This window comes from Pseudomonas sp. MWU347 (assembly GCF_017947305.1).
GTDB classification, from domain to species: Bacteria; Pseudomonadota; Gammaproteobacteria; order Pseudomonadales; family Pseudomonadaceae; genus Aquipseudomonas; species Aquipseudomonas putida_A.
The window spans coordinates 117,842-142,870 of record NZ_JAFGZB010000004.1; the positions used below are offsets into that span (position 1 = coordinate 117,842).

General features: G+C 59.8%; 26 protein-coding genes and 2 tRNA genes. 15 read left to right on the top strand and 13 right to left on the bottom strand.

Annotated elements, in window-relative coordinates:
* The first annotated feature begins 17 nt into the window (after positions 1-17).
* From KCG87_RS09810 to recX, 7 genes are all read left to right on the top strand, one after another.
* A complete protein-coding gene (locus KCG87_RS09810) occupies positions 18-1,220 on the top strand; it encodes a carbohydrate binding domain-containing protein (protein WP_210558033.1) in 1,203 nt (400 codons plus the stop codon).
* Positions 1,221-1,229: 9 nt separating this feature from the next.
* A complete protein-coding gene (locus KCG87_RS09815) occupies positions 1,230-1,448 on the top strand; it encodes a hypothetical protein (RefSeq protein WP_210558030.1) in 219 nt (72 codons plus the stop codon).
* A gap of 33 nt (positions 1,449-1,481) precedes the next feature.
* Positions 1,482-2,048 (top strand): glycoside hydrolase family 19 protein, encoded by a 567-nt coding sequence (locus KCG87_RS09820; protein WP_134785566.1) that lies wholly within the window; start codon positions 1,482-1,484, stop codon positions 2,046-2,048.
* Entirely contained in the window at positions 2,027-2,545 is a 519-nt protein-coding gene (locus tag KCG87_RS09825) for a lysis system i-spanin subunit Rz (RefSeq protein ID WP_098967519.1), read from the top strand. The genes KCG87_RS09820 and KCG87_RS09825 overlap by 22 nt, the downstream gene beginning before the upstream one ends.
* 68 nt (positions 2,546-2,613) lie before the next feature.
* Positions 2,614-3,114, top strand: coding sequence for a CinA family protein (locus KCG87_RS09830; protein WP_096795871.1), 501 nt, complete (start codon positions 2,614-2,616; stop codon positions 3,112-3,114).
* 83 nt (positions 3,115-3,197) lie between these two features.
* Positions 3,198-4,256 (top strand): recombinase RecA, encoded by a 1,059-nt coding sequence (gene recA / locus KCG87_RS09835; protein WP_003222269.1) that lies wholly within the window; start codon positions 3,198-3,200, stop codon positions 4,254-4,256.
* An 8-nt stretch (positions 4,257-4,264) separates the two neighbouring features.
* On the top strand, positions 4,265-4,735 hold the full coding sequence (gene recX, locus KCG87_RS09840; RefSeq protein WP_027611085.1) for a recombination regulator RecX: 471 nt from the start codon (positions 4,265-4,267) through the stop codon (positions 4,733-4,735).
* Positions 4,736-4,790: 55 nt separating this feature from the next.
* Here the strand turns inward: recX and KCG87_RS09845 are convergent, their stop codons facing one another.
* Positions 4,791-5,909, bottom strand: coding sequence for a TIGR00730 family Rossman fold protein (locus KCG87_RS09845; protein WP_098967521.1), 1,119 nt, complete (start codon positions 5,907-5,909; stop codon positions 4,791-4,793).
* Positions 5,910-6,266: 357 nt separating this feature from the next.
* On the opposite strand from KCG87_RS09845, the gene KCG87_RS09850 reads away from it, so the two are divergent.
* Positions 6,267-6,461 (top strand): hypothetical protein, encoded by a 195-nt coding sequence (locus KCG87_RS09850; RefSeq protein WP_027611087.1) that lies wholly within the window; start codon positions 6,267-6,269, stop codon positions 6,459-6,461.
* On the opposite strand, the gene KCG87_RS09855 is transcribed toward KCG87_RS09850, so the two are convergent.
* Positions 6,462-6,887 (bottom strand): PA3611 family quorum-sensing-regulated virulence factor, encoded by a 426-nt coding sequence (locus KCG87_RS09855; RefSeq protein ID WP_027611088.1) that lies wholly within the window; start codon positions 6,885-6,887, stop codon positions 6,462-6,464.
* Positions 6,888-7,076: 189 nt separating this feature from the next.
* Here KCG87_RS09855 and KCG87_RS09860 point away from each other — a divergent pair, with 189 nt between their 5' ends.
* The 3 genes from KCG87_RS09860 (at position 7,077) to KCG87_RS09870 (ending at position 9,135) form a co-directional block, all read left to right on the top strand.
* A complete protein-coding gene (locus tag KCG87_RS09860) occupies positions 7,077-7,823 on the top strand; it encodes a tRNA-uridine aminocarboxypropyltransferase (RefSeq protein ID WP_177408950.1) in 747 nt (248 codons plus the stop codon).
* A gap of 224 nt (positions 7,824-8,047) precedes the next feature.
* Entirely contained in the window at positions 8,048-8,698 is a 651-nt protein-coding gene (gene erdR / locus KCG87_RS09865; protein ID WP_027611090.1) for a response regulator transcription factor ErdR, read from the top strand.
* A 74-nt stretch (positions 8,699-8,772) separates the two neighbouring features.
* A complete protein-coding gene (locus tag KCG87_RS09870) occupies positions 8,773-9,135 on the top strand; it encodes a diacylglycerol kinase (RefSeq protein WP_210558028.1) in 363 nt (120 codons plus the stop codon).
* On the opposite strand, the gene KCG87_RS09875 is transcribed toward KCG87_RS09870, so the two are convergent.
* Positions 9,132-10,058 (bottom strand): LysR family transcriptional regulator, encoded by a 927-nt coding sequence (locus tag KCG87_RS09875; RefSeq protein WP_210558025.1) that lies wholly within the window; start codon positions 10,056-10,058, stop codon positions 9,132-9,134. The two genes, KCG87_RS09870 and KCG87_RS09875, sit on opposite strands and share 4 nt — an antisense overlap.
* A gap of 133 nt (positions 10,059-10,191) precedes the next feature.
* Between KCG87_RS09875 and fpr the strand changes: the two genes are divergently transcribed.
* Positions 10,192-10,971: a ferredoxin-NADP reductase gene (gene fpr / locus KCG87_RS09880; RefSeq protein ID WP_007908723.1), complete on the top strand. Its 780-nt coding sequence runs from the start codon at positions 10,192-10,194 to the stop codon at positions 10,969-10,971.
* A 171-nt stretch (positions 10,972-11,142) separates the two neighbouring features.
* Here fpr and tsaA read toward each other — a convergent pair whose 3' ends face one another.
* The 5 genes from tsaA to rimO form a co-directional block, all read right to left on the bottom strand.
* Positions 11,143-11,841 carry a tRNA (N6-threonylcarbamoyladenosine(37)-N6)-methyltransferase TrmO gene (gene tsaA / locus KCG87_RS09885; protein ID WP_103367818.1) on the bottom strand — a complete coding sequence of 233 codons (699 nt, stop codon included), beginning with the start codon at positions 11,839-11,841 and terminating at the stop codon, positions 11,143-11,145.
* Positions 11,842-12,026: 185 nt separating this feature from the next.
* A complete protein-coding gene (locus tag KCG87_RS09890) occupies positions 12,027-12,494 on the bottom strand; it encodes a DUF1456 family protein (protein WP_027611093.1) in 468 nt (155 codons plus the stop codon).
* 72 nt (positions 12,495-12,566) lie between these two features.
* Positions 12,567-13,277 (bottom strand): rRNA pseudouridine synthase, encoded by a 711-nt coding sequence (locus KCG87_RS09895; protein WP_210558022.1) that lies wholly within the window; start codon positions 13,275-13,277, stop codon positions 12,567-12,569.
* 189 nt (positions 13,278-13,466) lie between these two features.
* Positions 13,467-13,940, bottom strand: a complete 474-nt coding sequence (locus tag KCG87_RS09900) for a GNAT family N-acetyltransferase (protein WP_027611095.1) — start codon at positions 13,938-13,940, stop codon at positions 13,467-13,469.
* 320 nt (positions 13,941-14,260) lie between these two features.
* Positions 14,261-15,598, bottom strand: a complete 1,338-nt coding sequence (gene rimO, locus KCG87_RS09905; protein WP_024011887.1) for a 30S ribosomal protein S12 methylthiotransferase RimO — start codon at positions 15,596-15,598, stop codon at positions 14,261-14,263.
* Between the two features lie 289 nt (positions 15,599-15,887).
* On the opposite strand from rimO, the gene KCG87_RS09910 reads away from it, so the two are divergent.
* Positions 15,888-17,789 (top strand): potassium transporter Kup, encoded by a 1,902-nt coding sequence (locus tag KCG87_RS09910; protein ID WP_210558020.1) that lies wholly within the window; start codon positions 15,888-15,890, stop codon positions 17,787-17,789.
* A gap of 196 nt (positions 17,790-17,985) precedes the next feature.
* On the opposite strand, the gene KCG87_RS09915 is transcribed toward KCG87_RS09910, so the two are convergent.
* Positions 17,986-18,312 carry a DUF3077 domain-containing protein gene (locus KCG87_RS09915; RefSeq protein ID WP_210558017.1) on the bottom strand — a complete coding sequence of 109 codons (327 nt, stop codon included), beginning with the start codon at positions 18,310-18,312 and terminating at the stop codon, positions 17,986-17,988.
* A gap of 356 nt (positions 18,313-18,668) precedes the next feature.
* On the opposite strand from KCG87_RS09915, the gene KCG87_RS09920 reads away from it, so the two are divergent.
* The gene (locus KCG87_RS09920) at positions 18,669-18,830 is read left to right on the top strand and encodes a hypothetical protein (RefSeq protein ID WP_167797063.1); all 162 of its coding nucleotides are present in this window, start codon (positions 18,669-18,671) and stop codon (positions 18,828-18,830) included.
* A gap of 198 nt (positions 18,831-19,028) precedes the next feature.
* On the opposite strand, the gene KCG87_RS09925 is transcribed toward KCG87_RS09920, so the two are convergent.
* The 4 genes from KCG87_RS09925 to KCG87_RS09940 all read right to left on the bottom strand — a co-directional run bounded on the left by KCG87_RS09925 (position 19,029) and on the right by KCG87_RS09940 (position 23,613).
* Positions 19,029-20,321: an AcvB/VirJ family lysyl-phosphatidylglycerol hydrolase gene (locus tag KCG87_RS09925; RefSeq protein ID WP_027611097.1), complete on the bottom strand. Its 1,293-nt coding sequence runs from the start codon at positions 20,319-20,321 to the stop codon at positions 19,029-19,031.
* Complete coding sequence (mprF, locus tag KCG87_RS09930; RefSeq protein ID WP_007964392.1) at positions 20,321-22,960, bottom strand: bifunctional lysylphosphatidylglycerol flippase/synthetase MprF; 2,640 nt, start codon at positions 22,958-22,960, stop codon at positions 20,321-20,323. Before mprF ends, KCG87_RS09925 begins: the two co-directional genes overlap by 1 nt.
* A 279-nt stretch (positions 22,961-23,239) precedes the next feature.
* Positions 23,240-23,316, bottom strand: a tRNA-Met gene (locus KCG87_RS09935).
* A gap of 220 nt (positions 23,317-23,536) precedes the next feature.
* Positions 23,537-23,613 (bottom strand) — tRNA-Met (locus tag KCG87_RS09940).
* A gap of 280 nt (positions 23,614-23,893) precedes the next feature.
* On the opposite strand from KCG87_RS09940, the gene dinB reads away from it, so the two are divergent.
* On the top strand, positions 23,894-24,955 hold the full coding sequence (gene dinB, locus KCG87_RS09945; RefSeq protein WP_210558013.1) for a DNA polymerase IV: 1,062 nt from the start codon (positions 23,894-23,896) through the stop codon (positions 24,953-24,955).
* The last annotated feature ends 74 nt before the right edge of the window (positions 24,956-25,029 follow it).

Below are 25,029 nucleotides of genomic sequence, written 5' to 3' on the forward strand. Positions count from 1 at the left end.
GCCGAGGATAAATAAATATGGATTACCCAAAAAGCATCCCGGGCTCAGGCCTGGTCGACGGAAAATTTGTCGATGAAGATGCCATTGCCGGCACGCCGGGATCGTTGATCCCGGCGAGCTGGGGCAACAGCGTCACCCAGGAGATTCTCGGCGCGATTACTGCGGCTGGTTTGAAACCTGATGAAGCACAAACCGATCAGTTGGCGCAGGCGATCCGCCAATTATCGAAGCCTGATCCACTGCAGCAATTTCCGGCGCAGGTGTATCGCCGGAATGTGCTGATCAATGGCGGCTTCGATATCTGGCAGCGCGGAACGACCAACCAAGGCCCCAATATTGGTGGGTATGTAGCCGATCGTTTTCGTTGCGACTGGAATGGCAATGCTGCCGTGGCCATCTCTCGCCAGGATTTTGCCCCTGGCCAGACAGACGTGGCGGGTGAGCCGAGCTATTTCTTGCGCTGGCAGCAAACCACGGCGGGCGTTGGCGCTACCGAGCACAAGATTTCCCAAAGCGTTGAATCCGTCAGGACTCTGGCTGGAAAAACCGCCACCGTAACATTTTGGGCGCGCTCCGACGCCGCGCGCCCGTTGAAGGTAACCATCGGTCAGTACTTCGGCAACGGTGGTTCGGAAGCCGTCGTCAAAGTGGTCGATGTCTTTGCATTGAGCACTGCATGGACCAAATTCAGCGCAACATTTCAGGTGCCAGTGATCGCTGGGAAAATGCTCGGTGCCAATGATTACTTGAGGTTGGCTTTTGATCTGCCACTTAACGTTTTGCAAACTGTGGATCTTGCGCGGGTTCAACTCGAGGAAGGACCGGTTTCCACGCCATTCGAATACCGCCCGGTTGGTGAAGAGCTGATGTTGTGTCAGCGCTACTTCGAGAAGTCCTTTGCCAGTCGTTTACAGATTCGTGCAAACAATGGTGTCGGAACCTGCATCGTTACGTTCACTCAGGCTGCGGCCGGGAATACCGGTCAATACGGCATGGTTACAGACATGCAGGTTCAGAAGAGAGTGCAACCCACCGTTATCCTGTATTGCCCTGGAAATGAAAGTAGTCAGGTCTGGAACTACTCGCAGGGAGTGGCATGCACGGGGACCACTGTGCAAAGTGTGACACAGCGAAGTTTCGCCATCGGTACCGTGACGCCTGTGAGCAGTCAGCCCGGTAACGGATTGCAGATTGAATGGACTGCGGACGCTGAAGTCTAGGGGTAGCTCATGACATATCAACTGACTGCTTGTGGCGTATTGCGCGTTGAAGATTCTGCGTTTATTCCGCAGGACACGACCAATCGTGACTGGCTTGAGTATCAGCAATGGCTGTTAACCGGTGGGCAAGTGCTGCCACTAAATGAAGCACTCGAAGAATCTTTGTCGAACAACACCCTGACAACTCTGGCAAAAAAATGGCTGGGGGCCGTTGTCCGTCAACCATGATTCAATCGGAGCATCCAGGGAGGATTACGCATCATGCAAATAACAGAAGACAACCTTAAAACCATCATGCCCAACGCCCGCTCCCAAGCGGGCGTTTTTGTTTCTGCACTGAATAACGCAATGAATCGCCGCCATATCGACTCGCCAAAACGCATCGCCGCGTTTCTTGCGCAGATCGGTCACGAGTCGGGCCAGTTGCAATACGTGCGCGAGCTGGGCAACAACCAGTACCTGAGCAAATACGACACTGGCACGCTGGCGTTACGTCTGGGCAACACGCCCGAGGCCGACGGCGATGGGCAGAAATACCGCGGTCGCGGGCTGATCCAGATCACCGGGCGCAGCAACTATCGGCAGTGCAGCCTCGGCCTATTCGGCGATGAGCGCTTGCTGTCCTTGCCGGAATTGCTTGAGCAACCGCAATGGGCAGCGGAATCGGCGGCATGGTTCTGGGAACAGAACGGCCTGAACGATCTGGCCGACCGCGACCAGTTCAACAGCATCACCCGCCGAATCAACGGCGGGTTGAATGGCCTGCAGGATCGGCTCGACATCTGGGCGCGGGCGAGGGCGGTGCTATGTCCGTCTCCTGGCGTTTAACCGGCTTTTTGTTGCTGACCTTGGGGGGCGCTGCGTTGGCCTGGCAGTTTCAGGACTGGCGTTACGAGCGACAACTCGCGGAGCAGGCGCGGTTAAACGCCGACACTCTCAATCAGCTGAATGTGGCCGCAGCCAGCGCGCAGCAGGTCGAGCAGGATAAACGTCTGGCCCTTGAGCAACGCCTCGCGGCCAGTGAACAAACCCACTATCGAGCACTCAGTGATGCCCAACGTGATCAGGATCGCCTGCGCGATCGTCTTGCCACTGCTGATCTGCGCCTGTCAGTCCTCATCGACGCCGGCGACGCTGCCCAAGGCTGCGGGGTGCCAGCCGCCACCGGCCCCGGCGGCGTGGATCATGCAGCCGTACGCGCCCGACTTGACCCGGCGCATGCTCAACGAATTATCGCCATCACCGACACCGGTGACCGCGGACTGATTGCCTTGCAGGCCTGTCAGGCCTATGTCAGAGCGCTGGCGCCCGAACATTTTGAATGAGTCTGTGTATTGAAAGCGCAACCGGGTCGTGTACGGTGGTAGTCATTCCATCCGATCCGGAGCGCACCGTGAAAGAGATCACTCAACTGGCTGCCGAGCTCGGCCGACGTTTGCAGTTGCTCAACGCCCACGTCACCACGGCCGAGTCGTGTACCGGTGGCGGGATTGCTGAAGCGATCACGCGGATTCCGGGGAGCTCGGCGTGGTTCGAGGCCGGTTACGTGACCTACTCCAACCGGCAGAAGACCCGGCAACTGAATGTCCCCACCGAATTGTTCGGCACGGTGGGTGCGGTCAGTCGCGAAGTCGTCGAGGCGATGGTGCGTGGTGCGCAGAAGCACAGTCTGGCGCGGTTTGCCGTGGCGGTCAGCGGCGTGGCGGGGCCCGATGGCGGTACACCGAACAAACCGGTGGGCACGGTGTGGCTGGCCTGGGGCGTGGGCGATGCGGTTTCCAGTGAGGTTCAGCACTTCCCCGGCAACCGCGATGAAGTCCGCCGACAAACGGTGAAGGCCGCGCTAGAGGGGCTGTTGCGACTAGCGGCACGAGAAATCGAAAATCAGGGGTAGGCGATCCGCGAACGCTGTGGAATAATACTGGCTACTTATACAGGTGTTGGCCGTCAGGCCTTATTGATTACGTGAGGACTTTAATGGACGACAACAAGAAGAAAGCCTTGGCTGCGGCCCTGGGTCAGATCGAACGTCAATTCGGCAAGGGTGCCGTGATGCGTATGGGCGATCAGGACCGTCAGGCGATCCCGGCTATCTCCACCGGCTCTCTGGGTCTGGACATCGCACTCGGCATCGGCGGTCTGCCAAAAGGCCGTATTGTTGAAATCTACGGTCCTGAATCTTCCGGTAAAACCACACTGACGCTGTCCGTGATCGCCCAGGCTCAAAAAGCCGGCGCGACCTGCGCCTTCGTCGACGCCGAACACGCCCTCGACCCTGAGTACGCCGGCAAGCTGGGCGTCAACGTCGACGACCTGCTGGTTTCCCAGCCGGACACCGGTGAACAGGCGCTGGAAATCACTGACATGCTGGTGCGCTCCAACGCAGTAGACGTGATCATCGTCGACTCCGTGGCTGCACTGGTACCGAAGGCTGAAATCGAAGGCGAAATGGGTGACATGCACGTGGGCCTGCAAGCCCGTCTGATGTCCCAGGCGCTGCGTAAAATCACCGGTAACATCAAGAACGCCAACTGCCTGGTGATCTTCATCAACCAGATCCGCATGAAGATCGGCGTGATGTTCGGCAGCCCGGAAACCACCACCGGTGGTAACGCGCTGAAGTTCTACGCTTCGGTCCGTCTCGACATCCGCCGTACCGGCGCGGTGAAGGAAGGCGACGAAGTGGTCGGCAGCGAAACCCGCGTCAAGGTTGTGAAGAACAAGGTGGCGTCGCCGTTCCGTCAGGCCGAATTCCAGATCCTTTACGGCAAAGGCATCTACCTCAATGGCGAGATGATCGACCTGGGCGTGCTGCATGGTTTCGTCGAGAAATCCGGCGCCTGGTATGCCTATGAAGGCACCAAGATCGGTCAGGGCAAGGCCAACTCGGCCAAGTTCCTGGCAGACAACCCGGAAGTCGCTGCCAAGCTCGAGAAGCAGCTGCGTGACAAACTGCTGTCACCAGCGGTGATCGCCGACTCCAAGGCTTCTGCGGTCAAAGAGACCGAAGACGACCTGGCTGACGCTGATATCTGATCGCAGCGATGACCACCGCTGTACTCGATACCCTCGTCGCGGTGCGGCGAACCGCCATGGACCTGCTCGCTCGACGCGAGCACGGTCGAGTCGAACTGACGCGTAAACTGCGTCAGCGCGGCGCTGAGGCGGAAATGATCGAAACAGCCCTCGACCGATTGACGGAAGAGGGGCTGCTTTCCGAAGCCCGTTACCTTGAAAGCTTTGTTTCCTACCGTGCCCGCTCCGGCTATGGCCCCTTGCGCATTCGCGAAGAGCTGGGTCAGCGTGGTTTGCAACGCGCCGATATCGAACTTGCCCTGCGTGAAAGCGGTATCGACTGGCAGGAGCAGCTTCGCGAGACGTGGCAACGCAAGTTCTCGGGACACTTGCCGATTGACGCCAAGGAGCGGGCCAAACAAGGCCGCTTCCTCGCCTATCGGGGTTTTTCGATGGAGATGATCAACCGCTTGTTCAGCGGCAGAAGCATGGACGATTAAGTCGGTTTAATAGAAACGGCCCGCTATGAAAATAGCGGGCCGTTTTTTTTTGCCTTCAAATTACCTTTGATGGCTCACGTGCACGTTGGGCGGTCTGCGGTTGGGTGTGAGCCCAGTTTTCGGGGAGGTTGATGTAATCCACCAGTTCCCTGAGACGGCCATGATTTCGGGCATTGAACGCGAAAGCCAACCGCACCAGGTGGCTGTACTGCGCTTCGTCATGTTCCTCGCCGCTGTAAGCGTGTTGATGGAACTGGTCACTCAGGCACAGATCGGCGAAAGCCTCCTGCATATGCGCCATCGCCACGTCACTGAGCTTGTGATGCATACGAATCACGAACTGACGCTTGAGCCAGCGACTGGAGTGGAAGTTGCTGTAGAACTGGTTGATCTGCTCCACCGCCTCATCGACGTTATAGACCAGACGCATCAGTTTCAGGTCGGTGGGCAGGATGTAGTGGTTTTCTTCGAGTTGCTGGCGAATGAAGTCCAGGGCGCCTTGCCAGAATGTTCCGCCCGGCGCATCCAGCAACACCACCGGCACCAACGGGCTTTTGCCGGTCTGGATCAGTGTCAGTACTTCCAGTGCCTCGTCCAGGGTGCCGAACCCGCCAGGGCACAGCACCAGCGCATCGGCTTCCTTGACGAAGAACAGTTTGCGGGTGAAGAAAAAATGGAACGGCAGCAGATTGCCGGTGCCGTCCACAGTCGGGTTGGCATGCTGCTCGAAGGGCAGGGTGATGTTGAACCCGAGGCTGTGGTCACGCCCGGCGCCTTCGTGCGCGGCGGCCATGATCCCGCCACCCGCACCGGTGATGACCATCATGTCTGATCGCGTCAGGGCCGCGCCGAGTTCACGCGCCATTGCATACAGGGGGTGCTCGACCGGCGTGCGCGCCGAGCCGAATACCGTGACTTTGCGTCGTCCCTTGAATTGTTCCAGCACCCGGAACGCCTGCTCCAGTTCACGCAGGGCCTGCAGGGTGATCTTGGCGTTCCAGCGGTTGTGATCCTCTTGGGCCATGCGCAGCACGGTCAGGATCATGTCGCGATAAATCGGCAGGTTCGGGCTGTCGGGGGAAATCTGCTTGAGCTGTTCTTCGACCTTGCTGATGAGGTCGGGGCCGCTTTCCTGAAAATGTCGGCTGAGCAGGTCATTCGGTTGGTAAGGCATTCAACGTCTCCTTCTGCACAGAGCGGGTGGCCCTGACGTGCGGCGTCAGTGCCGCGCTGCAAAAAACACACACTCGGCAGCTCCTTTTTCTGCCGTGAACAGGTGATCGGGAATACTTTGAATCTAGACCCTTGCGAGCCATTGCGCTGAGTTGATCTTTACGCCGCGCAGGCTTTCCTGGCAACCGTTGCGGGCTGGCTGGCAATGAATATTCACCACTCGTCCGAACGTACGCCGTAGAGCAATCACTCTGATTTACTAACCTACAGGCACTGTACGACAGCTTTGAGTCGGCAACCGTACGCAGGGTGCGCGCTTTTCAAGGATTCGCGGGTAGCAGGCATGGAGGCGGGAGAGATGGCCAGAGTGGTTCTGGAAATCGATACGCAGTTGTATCGGATGCTGAAAGCATCAGCCGAGACCAATCAAGTGAGTCTCGAAGAGGAGTGCTGCCGTCGGTTGGCAGGTGGAGAACGACGTTCTCGCTACTTGCAGGCCCTGGTGGCCGAATTGCGCGCCGAAGATGAACAACGGCGCGCCAATACCCGATGATTACTTCTTCTTCGCCGGGGCAGCTTTCGGGCAATCGGAATCCTGGTAGCTGGCCGAGCCGATGGCCTTGTTGGTTTTATATTCACTGAAGTCGTAACGCATGATCGCACCCTTGGCCATCAGCTTGCGGTACGACGGGTTATTGCACACCGAAGCACCCAGCTGGAAATACACGGCTTTTGGGTCAGCGCGCATCTTTTCGGCGTGGCTGGCCTGGACGCTCAGGTGGTTGATCAGGGTAACGCCCTCAACGGTGTAGCCCTGATCGAGAATGTCTTCATTGATCGCCCGTGGCGTGCCGACGCTGCTTTGTTCGGCGATGTTGCGCAGTTCTTTGTTCAGATTCTGCTCTTTCAAGGACGCCGCTTGTGCGCTGAAGGACAACGCCAGTGCGATGGCCGCGGTAGGAACGATAAGGCGCAGCATGAAACTCTCCTGATTCAGTGACTGGTGGTTCGACCAGCCCCGTGGCTGTGCGTTCAGTGGCGCCGGATTATAGGGGAGCCGGTCGGGACGGTACAGGTTTGCGCTCGTCGCTCTGGTAAACTGCCGCCCTTTATTGCCTTGCCGAGTGCTGTGTGTGTCGAGTTTTCCTGCCATAAGGCGTTGCCCGTGATCCATCATGCCCCCAACGCCGTAGCCCGCTTGCGTGACCAGCGCGAGGACGAAGGTATCAAGCCGATTCAGGCCCGTGGTTTTCGCTCCGAGCGTTGCCGCGACTGCCGGGTGATCATCAGCCACTGCCTGTGCGCCTGGCGGCCGACCGTCGAAACCCGTTCCGGTGTGTGTCTGATCATGACCGGCAAGGAAGTGTTCAAGCCGAGCAACACCGGTTGGTTGATCGCCGATGTGGTGCGCGACAACCACGCGTTCATCTGGTCGCGCACCGAACCCGACCCGCGGATGCTGGCGCTGCTCAACGACCCGCAATGGCAGCCGTACCTTGTATTTCCCGGCGAATATGTAGAACCGTCGCGGGTGACCAACACCGTCGTGCCCGATAGCAGCAAGCGTCCGTTGTTCATCCTGCTGGATGCGACCTGGACCGAGGCGCGCAAGATTTTCCGCAAGAGTCCGTACTTCGACCGTTTGCCGATTCTCAGCCTGCTGCCCGACAGACTCTCGCGTTATCGCCTGCGCCGCTCGACCCGCAGCGAGCACCTGTGCACCGCCGAAGTCGCGGCTTTGTGCCTGGAACTGGCCGGGGACAGCGATGCAGCGTCGGCGCTGGACGCATACTTCGATGTGTTCAGCCAGCACTATCTGGGCGCCAAACAACAGTTGCCGCTCAACGAGTCGACTCCGGCCCACGCCGAGCTCTTGCCTTATATACGAAAGCCGCAAGCGGTGTTGGCCCCATAGTGGCCCATACTTCACCCAGCGGCGGCCGTGCTGCTTGACCACCCCGGCTACGCTGGGCATGCTTGGCGCCGATTGGGGTGCGGCCAAGGTTTGAAACGCCGTGTTTGCTCGTGATTGGCGTTGAACGTGCCCCTGTGGATAGCGCTGTGCGGCGGTATCTCGAGTTGCTTTGGCGAGGCCCGAATGCGTCGGGTCTGCCATCAAAAAACAGGATCATTTGAAAAATGGCCACATACGACATCCTGATTGCCGATGATCACCCTCTGTTTCGTAGCGCGCTGCATCAAGCGGTGACACTGGGCCTTGGCCCGGATGTGCGACTGGTGGAGGTGGCGAGCATCGCCGAGCTGGAAGCGCGCCTGACCGAAAAATCCGACTGGGATCTGGTCCTGCTGGACCTGAACATGCCCGGCGCGTTCGGGTTTTCCGGTCTGGTCATGCTGCGCGGGCAGTACCCGCAGATTCCGGTGGTGATGGTTTCGGCGCAGGAAGAAGCCTCGGTCATGGTCAAGTCTCGCGAGTTTGGCGCCAGTGGCTTCATTCCCAAGTCCAGCGACCTGAATGTGATTCAGCAAGCCGTGCGCAAGGTGCTCGATGGCGATGTGTTCTGGCCCCCGCAGGCGTTCGAAGCCGTCAGTGTCTCCGATGAAGCCAAAGCCGCCAGCGACGGCCTGGCCAGTCTCACCCCGCAGCAGTTCCGCGTACTGACCATGGTCTGTGAAGGCCTGCTGAACAAGCAGATTGCCTACGAGTTGAGCGTGTCCGAAGCGACCATCAAGGCCCACGTCACGGCGATCTTTCGCAAGTTGAATGTGCGCACCCGGACTCAGGCGGCATTACTTCTGCAACAACTTGAGTCAATTCCGAGCCAATAAAGGCTGGCGTCTTCACGCTTTTTTGACTTTTGTTGCTCTAGCTTTCCCACTCCTTTCTGGTTGGTTTTTACGTTATGTCACCTTTCAAGGGCCAGACCGGCCTGAAACGCATCCTCAACGCATCCGGTTACTCGCTGGACGGTCTGCGCGCAGCCTTCACCGGCGAAGCCGCATTTCGCCAACTGGTCCTGCTCAATTTGGTGCTGATTCCGCTGACGTTCTTCCTGAATGTCAGTCGCGTCGAACAGGCACTGCTGATCGCCGTGTGCCTGCTGGCGCTGATCGTCGAGTTGCTGAACTCGGCGGTAGAAGCGGCGATTGACCGCATTTCCCTGGAACTGCACCCGCTGTCGAAGAACGCCAAGGACATGGGCAGTGCCGCGCAATTCGTGGCCCTGAGCATGATTGCCCTGGTGTGGGCGGTGATTCTGCTTTAAGCGATACTCGGCAAGACGATCTCGTCGCTGCGCTGCACCCCGGCGGTGAAGGCGCGGCACAGATCGAGAAACTCGCGCATGGCCGAGGTCTGGTACTTTTGCTTGTGCCAGATGAAGTAAAACTGCCGCGCCAGGTCCAGATCCGGCGTTTCCACCGCCACCAGGCTGCCACGCCGAAAGGCATCGCGCAGCGCCAGCCGCGATATACAGCCAATCCCCAACCCTGATTCCACCGCGCGTTTGATCGCTTCGGTGTGCTCCAGCTCCAGACGGATATTCAGCGCACTGCGATGGTGCCGCATGGCCTGATCAAAGGTCAGGCGCGTGCCGGAACCCTGTTCACGCAGAATCCACGCTTCGTGCGTCAACTCTTCCATGGTCGCGCTGTCACGTTTGGCCAGTGGGTGCTGCGGCGCGCAAAACACCACCAGTTCATCTTCCACCCAGCTCTGCACTTCGATGTCCGGATGGCTGCAGTCGCCTTCGATTAGACCCAGATCAATTTCGTAGTGGGCGACTTGATGCACGATATTGGCAGTGTTCTGTACGTGCAGTTTTACCTGGCTTTCCGGGTGGCGCTGCATGAAGCCGCCGATCAACAGGGTCGCCAGATAATTGCCGATGGTCAGGGTGGCGCCCACCGAGAGTGAGCCGAAACCGGATTTGCCGTTGAGCAGGTCTTCGATTTCCTTGGACTGGTCGAGCAGGGCCACCGCTTGCGGCAACAGCTGTTTACCGAGGGCGTTCAGGCTCAGGCGTTTGCCGGCGCGATCGAACAGCTGGCAGCTGGACTGGCGCTCCAGTTCGGTGATCGAGGTGCTCGCCGCCGACTGCGAGAGGTTGAGCAGACCCGCAGCACGGGATACGCTCTCCTGCTGGGCGACGGCGACGAAGACTTGCAGTTGACGAAGAGTAAATCGCATATCGATATAACCGATAACCCTTATCTTAATAATCCAGTTAACAGATATTGTCGTCGCTATTAGAATGCGATGCAATTGCGCACTGTTGGCCGCAAAGGCGAGCGCAGACCCAATATCCAGGAGTCCCACGTACATGAGCAACATGAACCACGAGCGTGTCCTCAGTGTTCATCACTGGAACGACACTCTGTTCAGCTTCAAGTGCACCCGTGATCCGGGCCTGCGCTTCGAGAACGGTCAGTTCGTGATGATCGGCCTGCAACAGCCCAACGGCCGCCCGCTTATGCGCGCTTACTCGATCGCCAGCCCGAACTGGGAAGAGCATCTCGAGTTCTTCAGCATCAAGGTGCAGGATGGTCCGCTGACCTCGCAGCTGCAGCACCTGAAGGAAGGCGACGAGATCATCATCTCGAAGAAGCCTACCGGCACCCTGGTGCTGGACGACCTGAACCCGGGCAAGCACCTGTATCTGCTGAGCACCGGCACCGGTCTGGCGCCGTTCATGAGCGTGATCCAGGACCCGGAAACCTACGAGCGCTTTGAAAAAGTGATCCTGGTGCACGGCGTGCGTTACGTCAACGAAGTCGCCTACCGCGAATTCATCACCGAGCACCTGCCGCAGAACGAGTTCTTCGGTGAAGCGCTGCGTGACAAGCTGATCTACTACCCGACCGTGACCCGCGAGCCGTTCGAGAACCAGGGCCGTCTGACCGACCTGATGCGCAGCGGCAAGCTGTTCAGCGACATCGGCCTGCCACCGATCAATCCGCAGGACGACCGCGCGATGATCTGCGGCAGCCCGAGCATGCTCGACGAGACCAGCGAAGTGCTCGACAGCTTCGGCCTGAAGATCTCGGCGCGGATGCGCGAGCCGGGTGACTACCTGATCGAGCGTGCATTCGTCGAGAAGTAACCCGCAATACCTGTGGGAGCGGGCTTGCTCGCGAAGGGGGCTGTCAGTCGACGTCAATGTTGAATGGCGCACCGCTTTCGCGAGCAAGCCCGCTCCCACATTGGTTTCGTGCTACACAGAAAAGCCCGCGTTGCCTGAGAAGGCAGCGCGGGCTTTTGCGTTTCCGGGGATTCAGGTGTTGGCGGGGATGACTTCCAGTACCCGGATCTGCTCCGGCGTCGGGTAATGCCAGCGCACGTCCAGATCCCAGAACTGCGCACCGTATTCGCGCTCTGGTGTCGGCGTCTGATACGCCGGACGCGGATCCTGGGCCAGACACTGCTCGATCAACTCGACCAAAGGCTCGCCGAGGCGCTGAGCATGGCCGTGCGCCTGTTGCAGTGCGGCGTCCGTCCACCGCACGTCAATCAGCTGTGGCGCGGCGCTGGCGATGCTGTTGGAGGCGTCAGCGATGATGTCGGCGTAAGGTACATAGGGTTTGATGTCGAGAATCGGTGTGCCATCGAGCAAATCGATCCCCGAAATGAACAGCCGATGGGCCTCGACCTTGTCCAGCTTCACCACAGACTGCCCGATGCCATTGGGCCGGTGCGTCGCACGGGTGGCGAACACGCCCATGGACTTGTTGCCGCCCAGGCGCGGTGGCCGCACTTTCAGACGCGGCTTTTCTTCCAGCGCCTGATGAAACAGGAACAGCAGCCAGACATGGCTGACCTGCTCCAGCCCTTGCACGGCGTCACCCTGATCGAACGGCGCCACCAGCTCCAGCACACCACGGGCAGCGGGGGCCAATTGCGGCTGGCGCGGGATGGCGAACTTTTCCTTGAAACAGGAGCGCACGAAGCCGATGGGGGAGACGTTGTAAGTCATGGTCTGGAGTCGAGGTGGGAGCGGGGTGGGGATGATAACCCGAGGTGGCCGGGCCGACGCCTTCGCGAGCAAGCCCGCTCCCACAGGGATCTCGAGTGGAGTCCGGTTTTGTGTCAGCCACAAAACCTGTGGGAGCGGGCTTGCTCGCGAAGGCCGCGCCGCCGATTCAGAGCTTGTGGCGCAGATCAGCCGCGAACGCGCAGGGTCAAGCCCTTGAGGAAGTTGCGCAGCAACTGGTCGCCGCACGCGCGGTAATTGGTGTGGCCGACCTTGCGGAACAGTGCGCTCAGCTCAGGCTTGGACACCGGGAACTCGGCTGCCTTGAGGATCGCGTGCATGTCGTCTTCCTTGAGTTCGAAGGCCACGCGCAGCTTCTTCAGGATGATGTTGTTGGTCACTGGCACTTCGATCGGCTGCGGCGGACGGCTTTCGTCCTTGCCGCGCTTGAACACCACCAGACCGTCGAGGAAGTGCGCCATGACTTCGTCCGGGCAGCGCACGAAGCCTTCTTCGTCTTCTTCTTTCTTGTCGAGGTACGCGACGACGTCTTTCAGCTCCACGTCCAGGCCGCCGAGCTTGATGATCTCGATGACTTTCTTGTCGCTGATGTCGAGCATGTAGCGCACGCTACGCAATACGTCGTTATGAATCATGTGGGTAATCCTGATAATCGTTGTGGGCAGCACGCAGGCGCGCTGCCGGAATGTGTGGCGGCAGTGGAAGCCTTAGAACTTCTCTTTGCCGGACAGGTAGCGCCATTGGCCCACCGGAACCTTGCCAATCGACACGCCGCCGATGCGGATGCGGCGGATGCCGACGACCTTCAGGCCAACCGCTTCGCAGAACTGCGCGATGATCCCCGGCTGCGGGTTCTTCATGGCGAAGCGCAGGCGGTTTTCGTTCTGCCAGCTGGCCTTGACCGGCGGCAGCTCCTTGCCCTTGTGGGTGAGGCCGTGCTGCAGGCGATTGAGGCCGTGGGCAACCATGTCGCCTTCGACCTCGACCACGTATTCCTGCTCGATCTTGGCCGCGTCGGCAGTCAGTTTGCGCAGCACTTTCCAGTCCTGAGTGAACACCAGCAGGCCGCTGGCCTTGGGCTGCAGATCGGCGCTGGCGGTCAAGCGCAGGAAGTGCCCGCGCAGCGGGCGTTTGCCGTAGCGGTGCTCGTCGCTGAGGGTGTCGGCGCTGAGCGACTGCATGGCGGTGTCGACATCCATGCCGGCCGGCACGTTGAGCAGAATCGTGACCGGCTCCGGCGCGGTGGCCTGAGCGTCCTTGTCGAGCTCGACCTTTTGGTTGCCGACCTTGAATTGCGGTTCGTCGATCACTTCGCCGTCCACGGTGACCCAGCCGCCCTCGATGAACAGCTCGGCCTCCCGGCGGGAGCAACCGACCAGTTCGATGAGGCGTTTGGAGAGGCGAATCGGGTCAGTCATGACAGGGCCGTAACAAAAAAGGGGTGGGCATTGTACCTGCCTGGCGCCGGTTAAGCCCGGTTCCATTTCGGTAGGTGGTTTTTTGTAGGAGTGAGCCTGCTCGCGATTGCCGTCTGACATTCAGCATTGATGTCGGCTGGTCCGGCGCTATCGCGAGCAGGCTCACTCCTACAAGGGTACTTTGGTGTGTCAGCCGTTACTTGAGCGCTGCTGGGTCTGCCGCAGGCGCATATGCAGCAACGGGTACGGCTGGCCCATGCCATCCACCTCCGAGCGGCCGATCACTTCAAAACCCTGCTTGAAATAAAATCCCAGTGCCTGCGGGTTCTGTTCGTTGACGTCGAGTTCATCGGCATTCAGATGTTGCATGGCGTAGTTGAGCAGTTTCTTGCCCAAGCCTTGGCCACGATACTCGGGATCGATGAACAGCATTTCGATCTTGCCCGCCGCCACCCCGGCGAATCCGGTGATGCGCTGGTTGGCGTCCTTGGTACAGATCAGCATCACTGCATCCAGGTAACGCGTGAGCACCAGATTACGCAGCAACTCGATGTAGCTGTCCGGCAGAAAATCATGGGTCGCGCGGACCGAGGCCTCCCAGACCCGGGTCAGTTCCTGATAATCGCTGAGTTTCGGCGTGTGAATGACCGAATGCTGACGCATGCCCGGCTGCCTCTTTTCAAATGGATGAGCGGGATTCCTTCCCACTGCAAACGATAGACGCAAAAAAGCCCCGCATCTCGTAAAAAGAGCGGGGCTTTTTGTATTTATTTCGGTGTCTGGCTGGCTGTTAATGTTGCCTGCAAGAGCTTCCCCCTCACCCCAACCCTCTCCCCCCCAAGGGGGGAAGGGAGCTGATCTTCATGCTGTTCAAAATCTGAGGTCGACTCGATATTTCAAGTCGCCGTCATTCGAAAGAGCAACTCAATCAGTTCCCTCTCCCTCAGGGAGAGGGTTAGGGTGAGGGGCTTTTGATCTTCAGATCAGATCTGCTCAGCCCACAGATCGTATTCGTCAGCGTCAGTCACCTTGCACCAGACCTTGTCGCCCGGCTTGAGGTTGCTGCCGTTGTCGATGAATACGTTACCGTCGATTTCCGGGGCATCGAAGAAGCAGCGGCCGACGGCACCTTGCTCGTCGACCTCGTCCACCAGCACTTCGATCTCGCGGCCGATGCGCATCTGCAGGCGTGCCGAGCTGATCGCCTGCTGGTGCGCCATGAAGCGCTCCCAACGGTCCTGCTTGACGTCGTCCGGTACCACTTCAAGGTCCAGATCATTGGCGGGCGCACCATCGACCGGCGAGTACTGGAAGCAGCCGACGCGGTCGAGCTGGGCTTCGGTCAGCCAGTTCAGCAGGTACTGGAAGTCTTCTTCGGTTTCGCCCGGGAAGCCGACGATGAAGGTCGAACGGATGATCAGGTCCGGGCAGATCTCGCGCCAGTTCTTGATCCGCGCCAGGGTCTTGTCTTCGAACGCCGGGCGTTTCATCGACTTCAGCACTTTCGGGCTGGCGTGCTGGAACGGGATGTCCAGGTACGGCAGGATCTTGCCGGCGGCCATCAGCGGGATCAACTCGTCGACGTGCGGGTACGGGTAAACGTAGTGCAGACGGACCCACACACCCAAGGTACTCAGCGCTTCGCAGAGTTCGGTCATGCGGGTTTTCACCGGCGCGCCGTTCCAGAAACCGGTGCGGTATTTCACGTCGACACCGTAGGCGCTGGTGTCTTGCGAGATCACCAGCAGCTCTTTGACGCCGGATTTGACCAGACGCTGGGCTTCGTCGAGTACATCACCCACCGGACGGCTGACCAGTTTGCCGCGCATCGACGGAATGATGCAGAAGCTGCAGCTGTGGTTGCAGCCTTCGGAAATCTTCAGGTAGGCGTAATGACGCGGAGTCAGCTTGATGCCTTGCGGCGGCACCAGGTCGATCAGCGGGTTGTGATCCTGACGCGGTGGCACGACTTCGTGCACGGCGTTGACCACTTGCTCGTATTGCTGCGGACCGGTCACGGCCAGCACGCTCGGGTGTACGTCGCGGATGTTGCCTTCTTCCACGCCCATGCAACCGGTGACGATCACCTTGCCGTTTTCCTTGATCGCTTCACCGATCACTTCCAGCGACTCAGCCTTGGCCGAGTCGATGAAACCGCAGGTGTTGACCACCACCACGTCGGCGTCCTGATAGGTGGACACCACGTCATAGCCTTCCATGCGCAGTTGGGTCAGGATGCGCTCGGAGTCGACCAGTGCTTTCGGGCAACCCAGAGATACGAAGCCAACCTTTGGATTGGCCGGCGCAGGAGTGGTGGACATGTCTAACCTCGGTGTTTTGTGACGTCGCTTGCCGTGTGGGAAAGCCGACGGATGGGCGCTTAGGGTGCGCCTCTGATCAAAAAGTGCGCAATTCTAGCGATGAGCAACGCACTTGACCAGCTTTATGCAGGGAAATACGACGAGTGCTGCGCTATGCTTCGCGCCGTTGAGCTTTACCAATTTTTTACAGTCAACAAAACGTCTGTAACAACAGGTAAAACAGCGCATGCTGCACCACAAAGCATAGTGCTTCATTCAAAGAAGCCGGTTCGAGAATCAGGAGTGTTGGATGGGTCAGGCAAGTAGTCAGGCGGCGGGCGCCGAGCATTCGGCTGCAAAACCGCTGAGCATGCTGGTCGCGGCAGTCGGGGTAGTTTACGGCGACATCGGCACGAGCCCGTTGTACACCCTCAAAGAAGTATTCGCCGGTCATTATGGGGTGCCGGTCAATCACGACGGCGTCTTCGGGATTCTGGCATTGATATTCTGGTCGCTGATCTGGGTCGTCACGATCAAGTACGTGTTGTTCGTCTTGCGGGCCGACAACCAGGGCGAAGGGGGGATCATGGCGCTGACCGCCCTGGCGCGACGCGCATCCAGCCGCTATCCCAAATTGCAGGCGGTGCTGGTGATCCTGGGATTGATCGGTGCCGCACTGTTTTACGGCGACAGCATGATCACCCCGGCGATTTCCGTATTGTCGGCGGTGGAAGGTCTGGAGCTGGCATTCGATGGCCTGGAGCGCTGGGTGGTGCCGATGGCGCTGGTGGTCCTGGTCGCACTGTTCCTGATCCAGAAGCATGGCACCGATCGCATTGGCAAGCTGTTTGGTCCGGTGATGGTGGCGTGGTTCCTGGTGCTGGGCGGTCTGGGTGTCAGCGGGATCGTCAGACACCCTGAAGTATTGAGCGCGCTGAACCCGATCTGGGGCGTGCGTTTCTTCATGGTTCACCCGGGCATGGGGGTGGCGATTCTCGGTGCGGTGGTGCTGGCGCTGACCGGCGCTGAGGCCCTGTATGCCGACATGGGCCACTTCGGGCGCAAGCCGATTGCCCGCGCCTGGTTGGCGCTGGTACTGCCGGCACTGGTGCTGAATTACTTCGGTCAGGGCGCATTGCTGCTGGAAAACCCGGAAGCGGCACGTAACCCGTTTTACCTGCTGGCGCCGAACTGGGCACTGGTGCCTTTGGTGGTGCTGGCAACCCTGGCCACGGTGATCGCTTCGCAAGCCGTGATTTCCGGTGCGTTTTCGCTGACCCGTCAAGCAATTCAGCTTGGCTACATTCCGCGCATGCACATTCAGCACACATCCAGTGCCGAACAGGGGCAGATCTATATTGGTGCGGTGAACTGGGCGCTGATGGTCGGCGTGATTCTGCTGGTGATCGGTTTCGAGTCCTCCGGCGCATTGGCGTCTGCCTACGGCGTGGCAGTGACGGGCACCATGCTGATCACCAGTATTCTGGTGGCTGCGGTGATCCTGCTGCTATGGAAATGGCCCCCGCTGCTGGCGGTGCCGATTCTGCTCGGTTTCCTGCTGGTCGATGGCATGTTCTTCGCGGCCAACGTGCCGAAGATCATTCAGGGCGGTGCCTTCCCGGTGCTGGCGGGGATCGTGCTGTTCATCCTGATGACCACCTGGAAACGCGGCAAGGAGCTGCTGGTCGATCGCCTCGACGAAGGCGCGCTGCCGCTGCCGATCTTCATCAGCAGCATCCGTGTGCAGCCGCCGCACCGCGTGCAGGGTACTGCGGTGTTCCTCACCGCGCGTTCCGACGCCGTGCCGCATGCGCTGTTGCACAACCTGCTGCACAACCAGGTGCTGCACGAGCAAGTGGTGCTGCTGACCGTGGTCTACGAAGACATCCCGCGTGTGCCGCCATCGCGCCGCTTCGAGGTCGAGGCCCACGGCGAAGGCTTCTTCCGCGTCATCCTGCACTTCGGCTTCACCGACGAGCCGGATGTGCCGCAGGCGCTGAAACTGTGTCATCTGGATGAACTGGATTTCAGCCCGATGCGCACCACTTACTTCCTCAGCCGCGAAACGGTGATCGCCTCGAAACTCGAAGGCATGGCCCGCTGGCGCGAGGCGCTGTTTGCGTTCATGTTGAAGAATGCCAACGGCAACTTGCGGTTCTTCAATCTGCCGCTGAACCGGGTGATTGAGTTGGGGACGCAGGTGGAGATGTAGCCGCGCCCTAACTGGAAAGCCCCCGTCAGCTTCAAGGCTGGCGGGGGCTTTTTTGTGCCCGCACATAAACCTCTAACCCACTGCAAATCCCCTGTGGGAGCGAGCTTGCTCGCGAAGGCCGAGTGTCAGTCGAGACATGTGGTGGCTGATCCACCGCATTCGCGAGCAAGCTCGCTCCCACAAGGATTCTGTGGTGTCAGTGGCTTTCAGGCAATTCTTCTTCAGATTCGGTCTTCGTCCGCGCAGGTCGCGGCATCAGCGCTTGGATCACGTCATCAATCAAGGCTTTGCCCATCACCGTCAGGTAATGCGCAGCCCAGGCATGACGGTCGGAGTCTTTGATGAAGGCAGCGTCCTCAGCGAAGGATTTGGCGAGGGACAGCAGGTCGGAGGATTGGGACAGGGCATCGATGATCGGGATGCCGGCGCGGACGTTGAAGAACGCTTGATCCGAGTGGTAGAGGAAGGGGGTGAAGCCGATGGTTTTAATGTTTGCGGGTCCGTGCAGATCAGTTTCGGTCATCGTGTTACTCCTTGGTTCGAAGTGCCGCGACTTTCGTTACCACACGAAAGGGAGGCGACTGTACGCAGGGTGGTAAACCGGGAACCAAGGAAACCGGCACGCTCGAAAGCGTCCCACGCACAGCCGCCATTACTCGATGAGCGGGCTCTTGCGCTGGGTTCTCCGGGTTACCACACCCGATCGCTGAATGGGTCAGCGACGTCCGGAGAGTATCTCGTCAAAAAACAGCGCAATAGAGCCGCAAAGCGCCCGAACACGAGTTTCGGAGTTTGCCTACAAGGTCTGTGGGCGTCATCTGATATTGAGAAACTGGAAGTAAACGATACTAAACGTCTGACACGAACTGGCGTGTGCAAATGAGCGAGACGCGTATGACTGCATCATCGAAACAAGAAAAGCAGGATGATCTCGAGAACCTTCGGATTGAAGCGCAAGCTATGGAGCGATTGATCAACTTCGATCCGGCACAAGCGATCAGCCATGACTATATGCGGGCAAGATACGCTTGCAAGGATTGATGATTATTTGAATTCAGCGCAATTCCCTTGTAGGAGTGAGCCTGCTCGCGATAGCGGTGTGTCAGTTGGCAACTAGGTGGCTGACACTCCGCTATCGCGAGCAGGCTCACTCCTACAGGGGAATGGGTTAGTCGTCCGAGATGTAAAAAGCCCCCGCAACTGCGAAGTTGCGGGGGCTTTTTGTTCTGCCGGCGCAGATCACTCTGTCGGCTGATCCTTGCTCTGACGCTTCTCGATCAGGTCCACCAGACGCTTGGCCAGCGCCGGGTAGTTCTCGTCGAAGTGGTGGCCGCCAGGCAGTTTCACCGCTTCGCCGACTGCCGTCTTGTCGGTGCAGCCGCTTTCGTCGGTTTCTTCGGCGCCGTAGATGCACACTACTTTGGCCGCTGGCAACTTGGCCATTTCCGGGCCGGTGGCGGCTTCTTTGCCGGCGTTGCCGAGCCAGCCTTCGACTTCGATTTCGAAGCTGCCGGTGCGGGCGAAAGCCAGCAGGATGATGGCGTCGACGCGTTGCTGCTCGGTGTCCGGCAGGCGGTTGTAGATCGCTGGCAGGACGTCGGCACCGAACGAGTAACCGGTCAGGATGAAGCGTTTAGTGCCCCATTTCTGCCGGTAGTGCTGCATCAGTTCGGTCAGGTCCAGGGCGCTTTGCTCAGGGCTCTTGTGCTGCCAGTAGTAGCGCAGGGTGTCGATGCCGACCACCGGGTAGCCAATCTTGGCCATCTCGCCCGCTACGTCGCGGTCGAGGTCGCGCCAGCCGCCGTCACCGGAGAGGAACAGCGTGACGGTGTCTTTGGCCTGACCGGCCGGCACTTCCACCACCGGGATTGCCAGACCGCCGTTGGCCTTGTCGCCGCCGACGAGGATCTTGCGCAGCTCGTTGTTCAGCACCTGCGGCAGGTTGATGTCGTAGTCGCTGATGCTGGTTTCGGCGTTCGGTTGATCGCGCACGAAACCGGCGCTGGTGTCGTCCGGGTTGTCGTTCCACGCCACCAGCCAGTGGCCATGAGCCGCGGATTTCGGCAGCAGGTGAGTGCAACCGGGTTTTTCCAGCGCCAGGTCAACCGAGATCGCCTGGGCCTTGTCGTCCTTCTGCTCGGACAACCAGCGCCAGGCCAGTACCGCGCCAGGGCCGATACCGCTGACCAGCGTGGCCGGGCCATTCAGTTCGCGCAGGCCGGTTTGCAGGGCGCGGCTCTGTTGCAGGCAGTCCTTGGGCAGAATCACCTGAACGATCTGCGCCGAGGCGCTGCGGCTCAGGGTGCTCAGTTGGTTGTCGGTCAGCTTCTGGTCGTCATTGACCGCGACCAGCACCTGCGCTTTGGGCTGAGTGCCGGGTATGACGCGGGTCATGACCGTGCCGTCGGCGGCCGTCAGTGGTTGCAGAGTCGGTTGCGGTGCCGGGCGTTTGAGGTACCAGTAACCGCCGCCGGCAATCACGGCCAGCACGATCAGTGCGGCCAGGATGTACTTCAGGGAGCGTTGAATCATCAGCGTTTCACCAATCCAGTCAAGCCGCCCGCGATCAGGGCAGCAGTATCGGCCAGCGCCACCAGCGGATCGAGTCCGGCGGGCACTGCCATATAACGGGGTTCCCAGTCAGGCTGGAACTTGTCTTTGAAGCGGCGCAAGCCTTGGAAGTTGTACAGCTGCTCACCACGGCGGAAGACCATCGAGCCCAGGCGCTGGGTCAGCGGTGCACCACGCCGGGGTTGCAACCCCGACAACGGCACCATGCCCAGGCTGAAGCGCGCGTATCCGTGACTCTTATAGTGTTGAATCAGGCCGACCATCAGGAACTCCATGGTCAGCTTGGGGGCGTCCGGGTGCGAGCGCATCAGGTCGAGACTGGCCAGGTCATGGCTGAAAGTCTCGAGCAGGTTGGCGAACGCCACCGGGCGACCTTCGAAGCGAATCACCGCAATACGGAAATGCTTCAGGTAATCGTCGCTGAAACGACCGAGGGAGAAACCTTTCTCGCGCACATTCTTGCCGGTCAGCCACGCATCGGAAATCACTTTCAACTCGTCCATCGGCGCCTGGCCCGGCTCATGGATTTCCAGCGACAGACCATCGCGAGTGCCACGGTTCCAGGTGTAGCGCAGGTCCTTCATCTCTTTGCCCTTGGCTTCCAGGTCAAAGCGCTGCAGATCGACCCGGGCTTCTTCGCCGAGCTTGATCGCGGTCAGGCCGATGTCCATGTAGTACGGCAGGTTTTCCGCACGTACCTGATAGAACACCGGACGCGCGTGATGGATGTCGCACAGGTCGCGGAACTGCCAGATCATCTCGGCGCGTTGCTGGCCGGGGCCGATCGGGTCGTACAGCGCCACCAGGCTGCGGCCACGGCGGGCGTACATCAGGAAGGCTTCGTCGTTTTGGTGAAACAGCAACGCCTTGTCACCGGTCAGCGCGAGGCCGCCATCGGGTTGCGACGAAGCCATCAGGATTTTCGCGGCGCGATCCAGTTCGTCCGGGGTCGGCAGGTGGATCACCGGGCGCGCGGTGCGCAGCAGCCAGGTCAGCGCGATCACCAGTAACAGCACGGCGGCGCCGAGCAACGAACGCAAGCCGCGCGGGGCGTCTGCGTCGAGGGTGAACTGCCACCACAGTTGATGGCTGTACGGCACGTCCTGATAGGCGAACAGCAGCAACCAGGTCGAAGCGCCGAGGACGCAGAGGCTGGCCACCAGATACAGCGGCGAGAACGGCAGTTCGGTCAGGCGGCTCGGGCGATAGAACGAACGGCGGAACACCCCCAGCAACGCTGCGGTGAGTGTCATCAGCGTGGCTTCTTCCCAGTCGAAGCCTTTGAGCAGCGAGAGTAGGGCGCCGACCAGCAACAGAATGGTGGTCAGCATCCACGCCGCCGACAGGCGCCGGCGCAGGCCCTGCGCCAGCATCAGACACAACACACCGATCAGGCTGGCGCCGAAGTGCGAGGCGTCAACCAGACGATGCGGGATCAGAAAACCGATGTGTTCAAGACGCGTGTCGATCTCCGGGGTGGCACCGGAAAACAGCAGCACCACGCCGGACAGGAACACCAGCACCGCCAGAATCGGCGCGGCCAGACCGGATGCGGCGCGCATGGTCTGGGTCTGGAACAGGCGCTGGCCTTCGTTGATCAGCAAGAACAGGCAGGCCACCAGCAGCGGCAGCACGACGTAGATCAGGCGGTAAAGCAGCAGGGCGGCGGCGAGTGGTGCGGCACCGAGTGTGTCGGCGAACGCTGCGAGCAGGATCGCTTCGAAGACCCCGACACCGCCAGGCACATGGCTGAGGACGCCGGCGGCCAGGGCCAGCAGGTACACCAGCAGGAAGGCGCCGAATGGCGGGGCTTCCGGCAGCAGCAGATACAGCACGGTGGCTGCTGCGGCGACGTCGAGGGCGGTGATGATCAGTTGCAGGAAGGTCAGGCGTCGGCCCGGCAGGCGCAGCGTCCGGCGACCGGCCCTGACCAGCAGGTTGTCGCGGTACGGCTGCTCCGGCAGGCGGCGGCGATAGATGCCGATCGCCAGAATCGCGCCCAGACCCAGCACCACCATGGCAATCGTGCCGAGCAGGCCTTCTGACAGGCCCAGTGCGGCGGAGGCGGCGGGCAGGTCGCTCAGGGTCGCGAGAGCCGCCAGCGGTGGCAGGGCGCAACCCAGCGACAGGCTGGCGAACAGGGTCATGTGCGCGACTTCTGAGGCGCCCAGCCCATGGCGTGCATATAAACGGTAGCGCACCGAGCCGCCGGACAGCAGCGACAGGCCGATGGCGTTGCCAATCGCAAATGCGGTGAAGCCACCCAGCGCCAGAGTGCGCGGCGGCAGTGTCACGCCGGCATAGCGGCTGGCCGACCATTCATAGCCCAGCAATATGATGAAGCCGACCACCGTAGCAGCCACTGCGCCGAGCAGGGCCGGTTTCGGCACCGCCAGGATCGAGTCATGCAGGGCATACAGATCGAGTTCGCTCAGCAGATGGCGGCAGGCAATCAGCGCAATGGCAAACAGCAGCAACGTGACCGCCAGACCGATCGGCTGGCGATATTTGCTCAACCGATCCAGCAAGCGCAGGCGCTCGGGTTTGATCGGATGTTCTGCTGTGACGGTGTCTTGTGAATCAGACGAGTTGGCGCGCATCAATCACCTCTTGGATTGTGCGCGACAGGATGGAGGTATCCAGCCAAGTTACCAATCCCTGTAGAAAAAAATAATCACAAAATACTACGCCTCTCATCCGGGATCGGCGAGGGCGGGTCATGGATTGCAGACGTCTTGCCTGCGACTCAAGCATAGTCGCAACTCGGCGGGTCTGATGATCCTGAGCGTTTCACTGCAGCGTGACAGATCATTGTTGCGAAAGGACTTTTTCCACAGATACAAAAAAGGCCACTCTTTCGAGCAGCCTTTTTTGATGTTTGGTTGCGGGAGCCGGATTTGAACCGACGACCTTCGGGTTATGAGCCCGACGAGCTACCAGACTGCTCCATCCCGCGTCTGTGTGGCGGCATTCTACAGGCGAACGGCGAGGTGTCAACCGCTAATCCCGTAAAGGGTCAAATAAGTGTGAATTTGCGTCAAACGGTCGCAGCGGCGCGGTAAGTTTCGGAAATGCAACGAATTCCTGTTCGCCCCGATGTGCGTGATGCGGAGGGCGGTCTGAAAAACAGACAGGCACAAAAAAGGCCACTCTTTCGAGTAGCCTTTTTTGATGTTTGGTTGCGGGAGCCGGATTTGAACCGACGACCTTCGGGTTATGAGCCCGACGAGCTACCAGACTGCTCCATCCCGCGTCTGTGTGTCGGCATTCTACAGAGGATCGCCGGGGTGTCAACCTTGAATCTGGATAAATCTGTTCCTGTTCAATCGGTTAGCGCTATTTTCGGTGCGGATGAAGAGGGCGCAGGGCAGGCGGGGCAAGGGTTTCAGCTCTATCGGTTGGTGATTCTCGATTGAGAAAATAAATTCATGGTTGTTTTCCCACAGGCTGAAAAGAACATTCAGACCACTGGTGCTATATACAGGTGTCAGTGAGATACTGCGTTTCCGGCTCGCCATGTTTCCTTTTCTGTCATGACCCAGCGAAAAATCATCCACGTCGACTGTGACTGTTTCTACGCCGCCATCGAGATGCGCGACGACCCGAACCTGGCCGGCAAACCGCTGGCGGTGGGCGGGTCGGCGGATCGGCGTGGGGTGATCGCCACCTGCAACTATGAAGCGCGGGCGTACGGCGTGCGTTCGGCAATGTCGTCCGGGCATGCCTTGAAGCTCTGCCCCGACCTGACCATCGTCAAGCCGCGCATGGAGGCCTATCGCGAAGCCTCGAAGGAAATCCACACTATCTTTCGCGATTACACCGACCTGATCGAGCCACTGTCGCTGGACGAGGCCTACCTCGACGTCTCCGACAGCGCGCATTTTGGCGGCAGTGCCACGCGCATTGCGCAGGATATCCGCCGGCGGGTGTCCAATCAGTTGCACATCACCGTGTCTGCGGGCGTGGCCCCGAACAAGTTTCTGGCCAAAATCGCCAGCGACTGGAAGAAGCCCAACGGGTTGTTCGTGATTACTCCGGACCAGGTCGAGGATTTCGTCAGTGGCTTGCCGGTGAGCAAGTTGCACGGCGTCGGCAAAGTCACTGCCGACAAGCTGGGCAAGCTCGGCATCGTCGATTGCCTGGAACTGCGCGAGTGGGACAAGTTGGCGCTGGTGCGCGAATTCGGCAGTTTCGGTGAGCGACTCTGGAGTCTGGCCCGTGGGATCGATGACCGGTTGGTGCACAACGACAGCCGCCGACAGTCAATCAGCGTGGAAAACACCTACGACGTTGATCTGCCCGATCTGCGCAGTTGCCTCGACAAGCTGCCGGAGCTGCTGGAAACCCTGAAAACCCGCATGGAGCGGATCGACAGCAGTTATCGACCGGGCAAGCCGTTCGTCAAAGTGAAGTTCCATGACTTTACCCAGACCACACTGGAGCAGGCCGGGGCAGGGCGCGATCTGGGCAGTTATCAGTTGATGTTGACCCAGGCGTTCAACCGGGGCGGGAAACCGGTGCGGTTGTTGGGGGTTGGGGTCAGGCTGGAGGATTTGCGGGGTGGGTTTGAGCAGATGGAGTTGTTTGAGCGCTAATTGCTGCGGTGTTGCTGATGCCGCTTTCGCGAGCAAGCCCGCTCCCACATTTGATCGAGTTCCTTCAGTGGAAT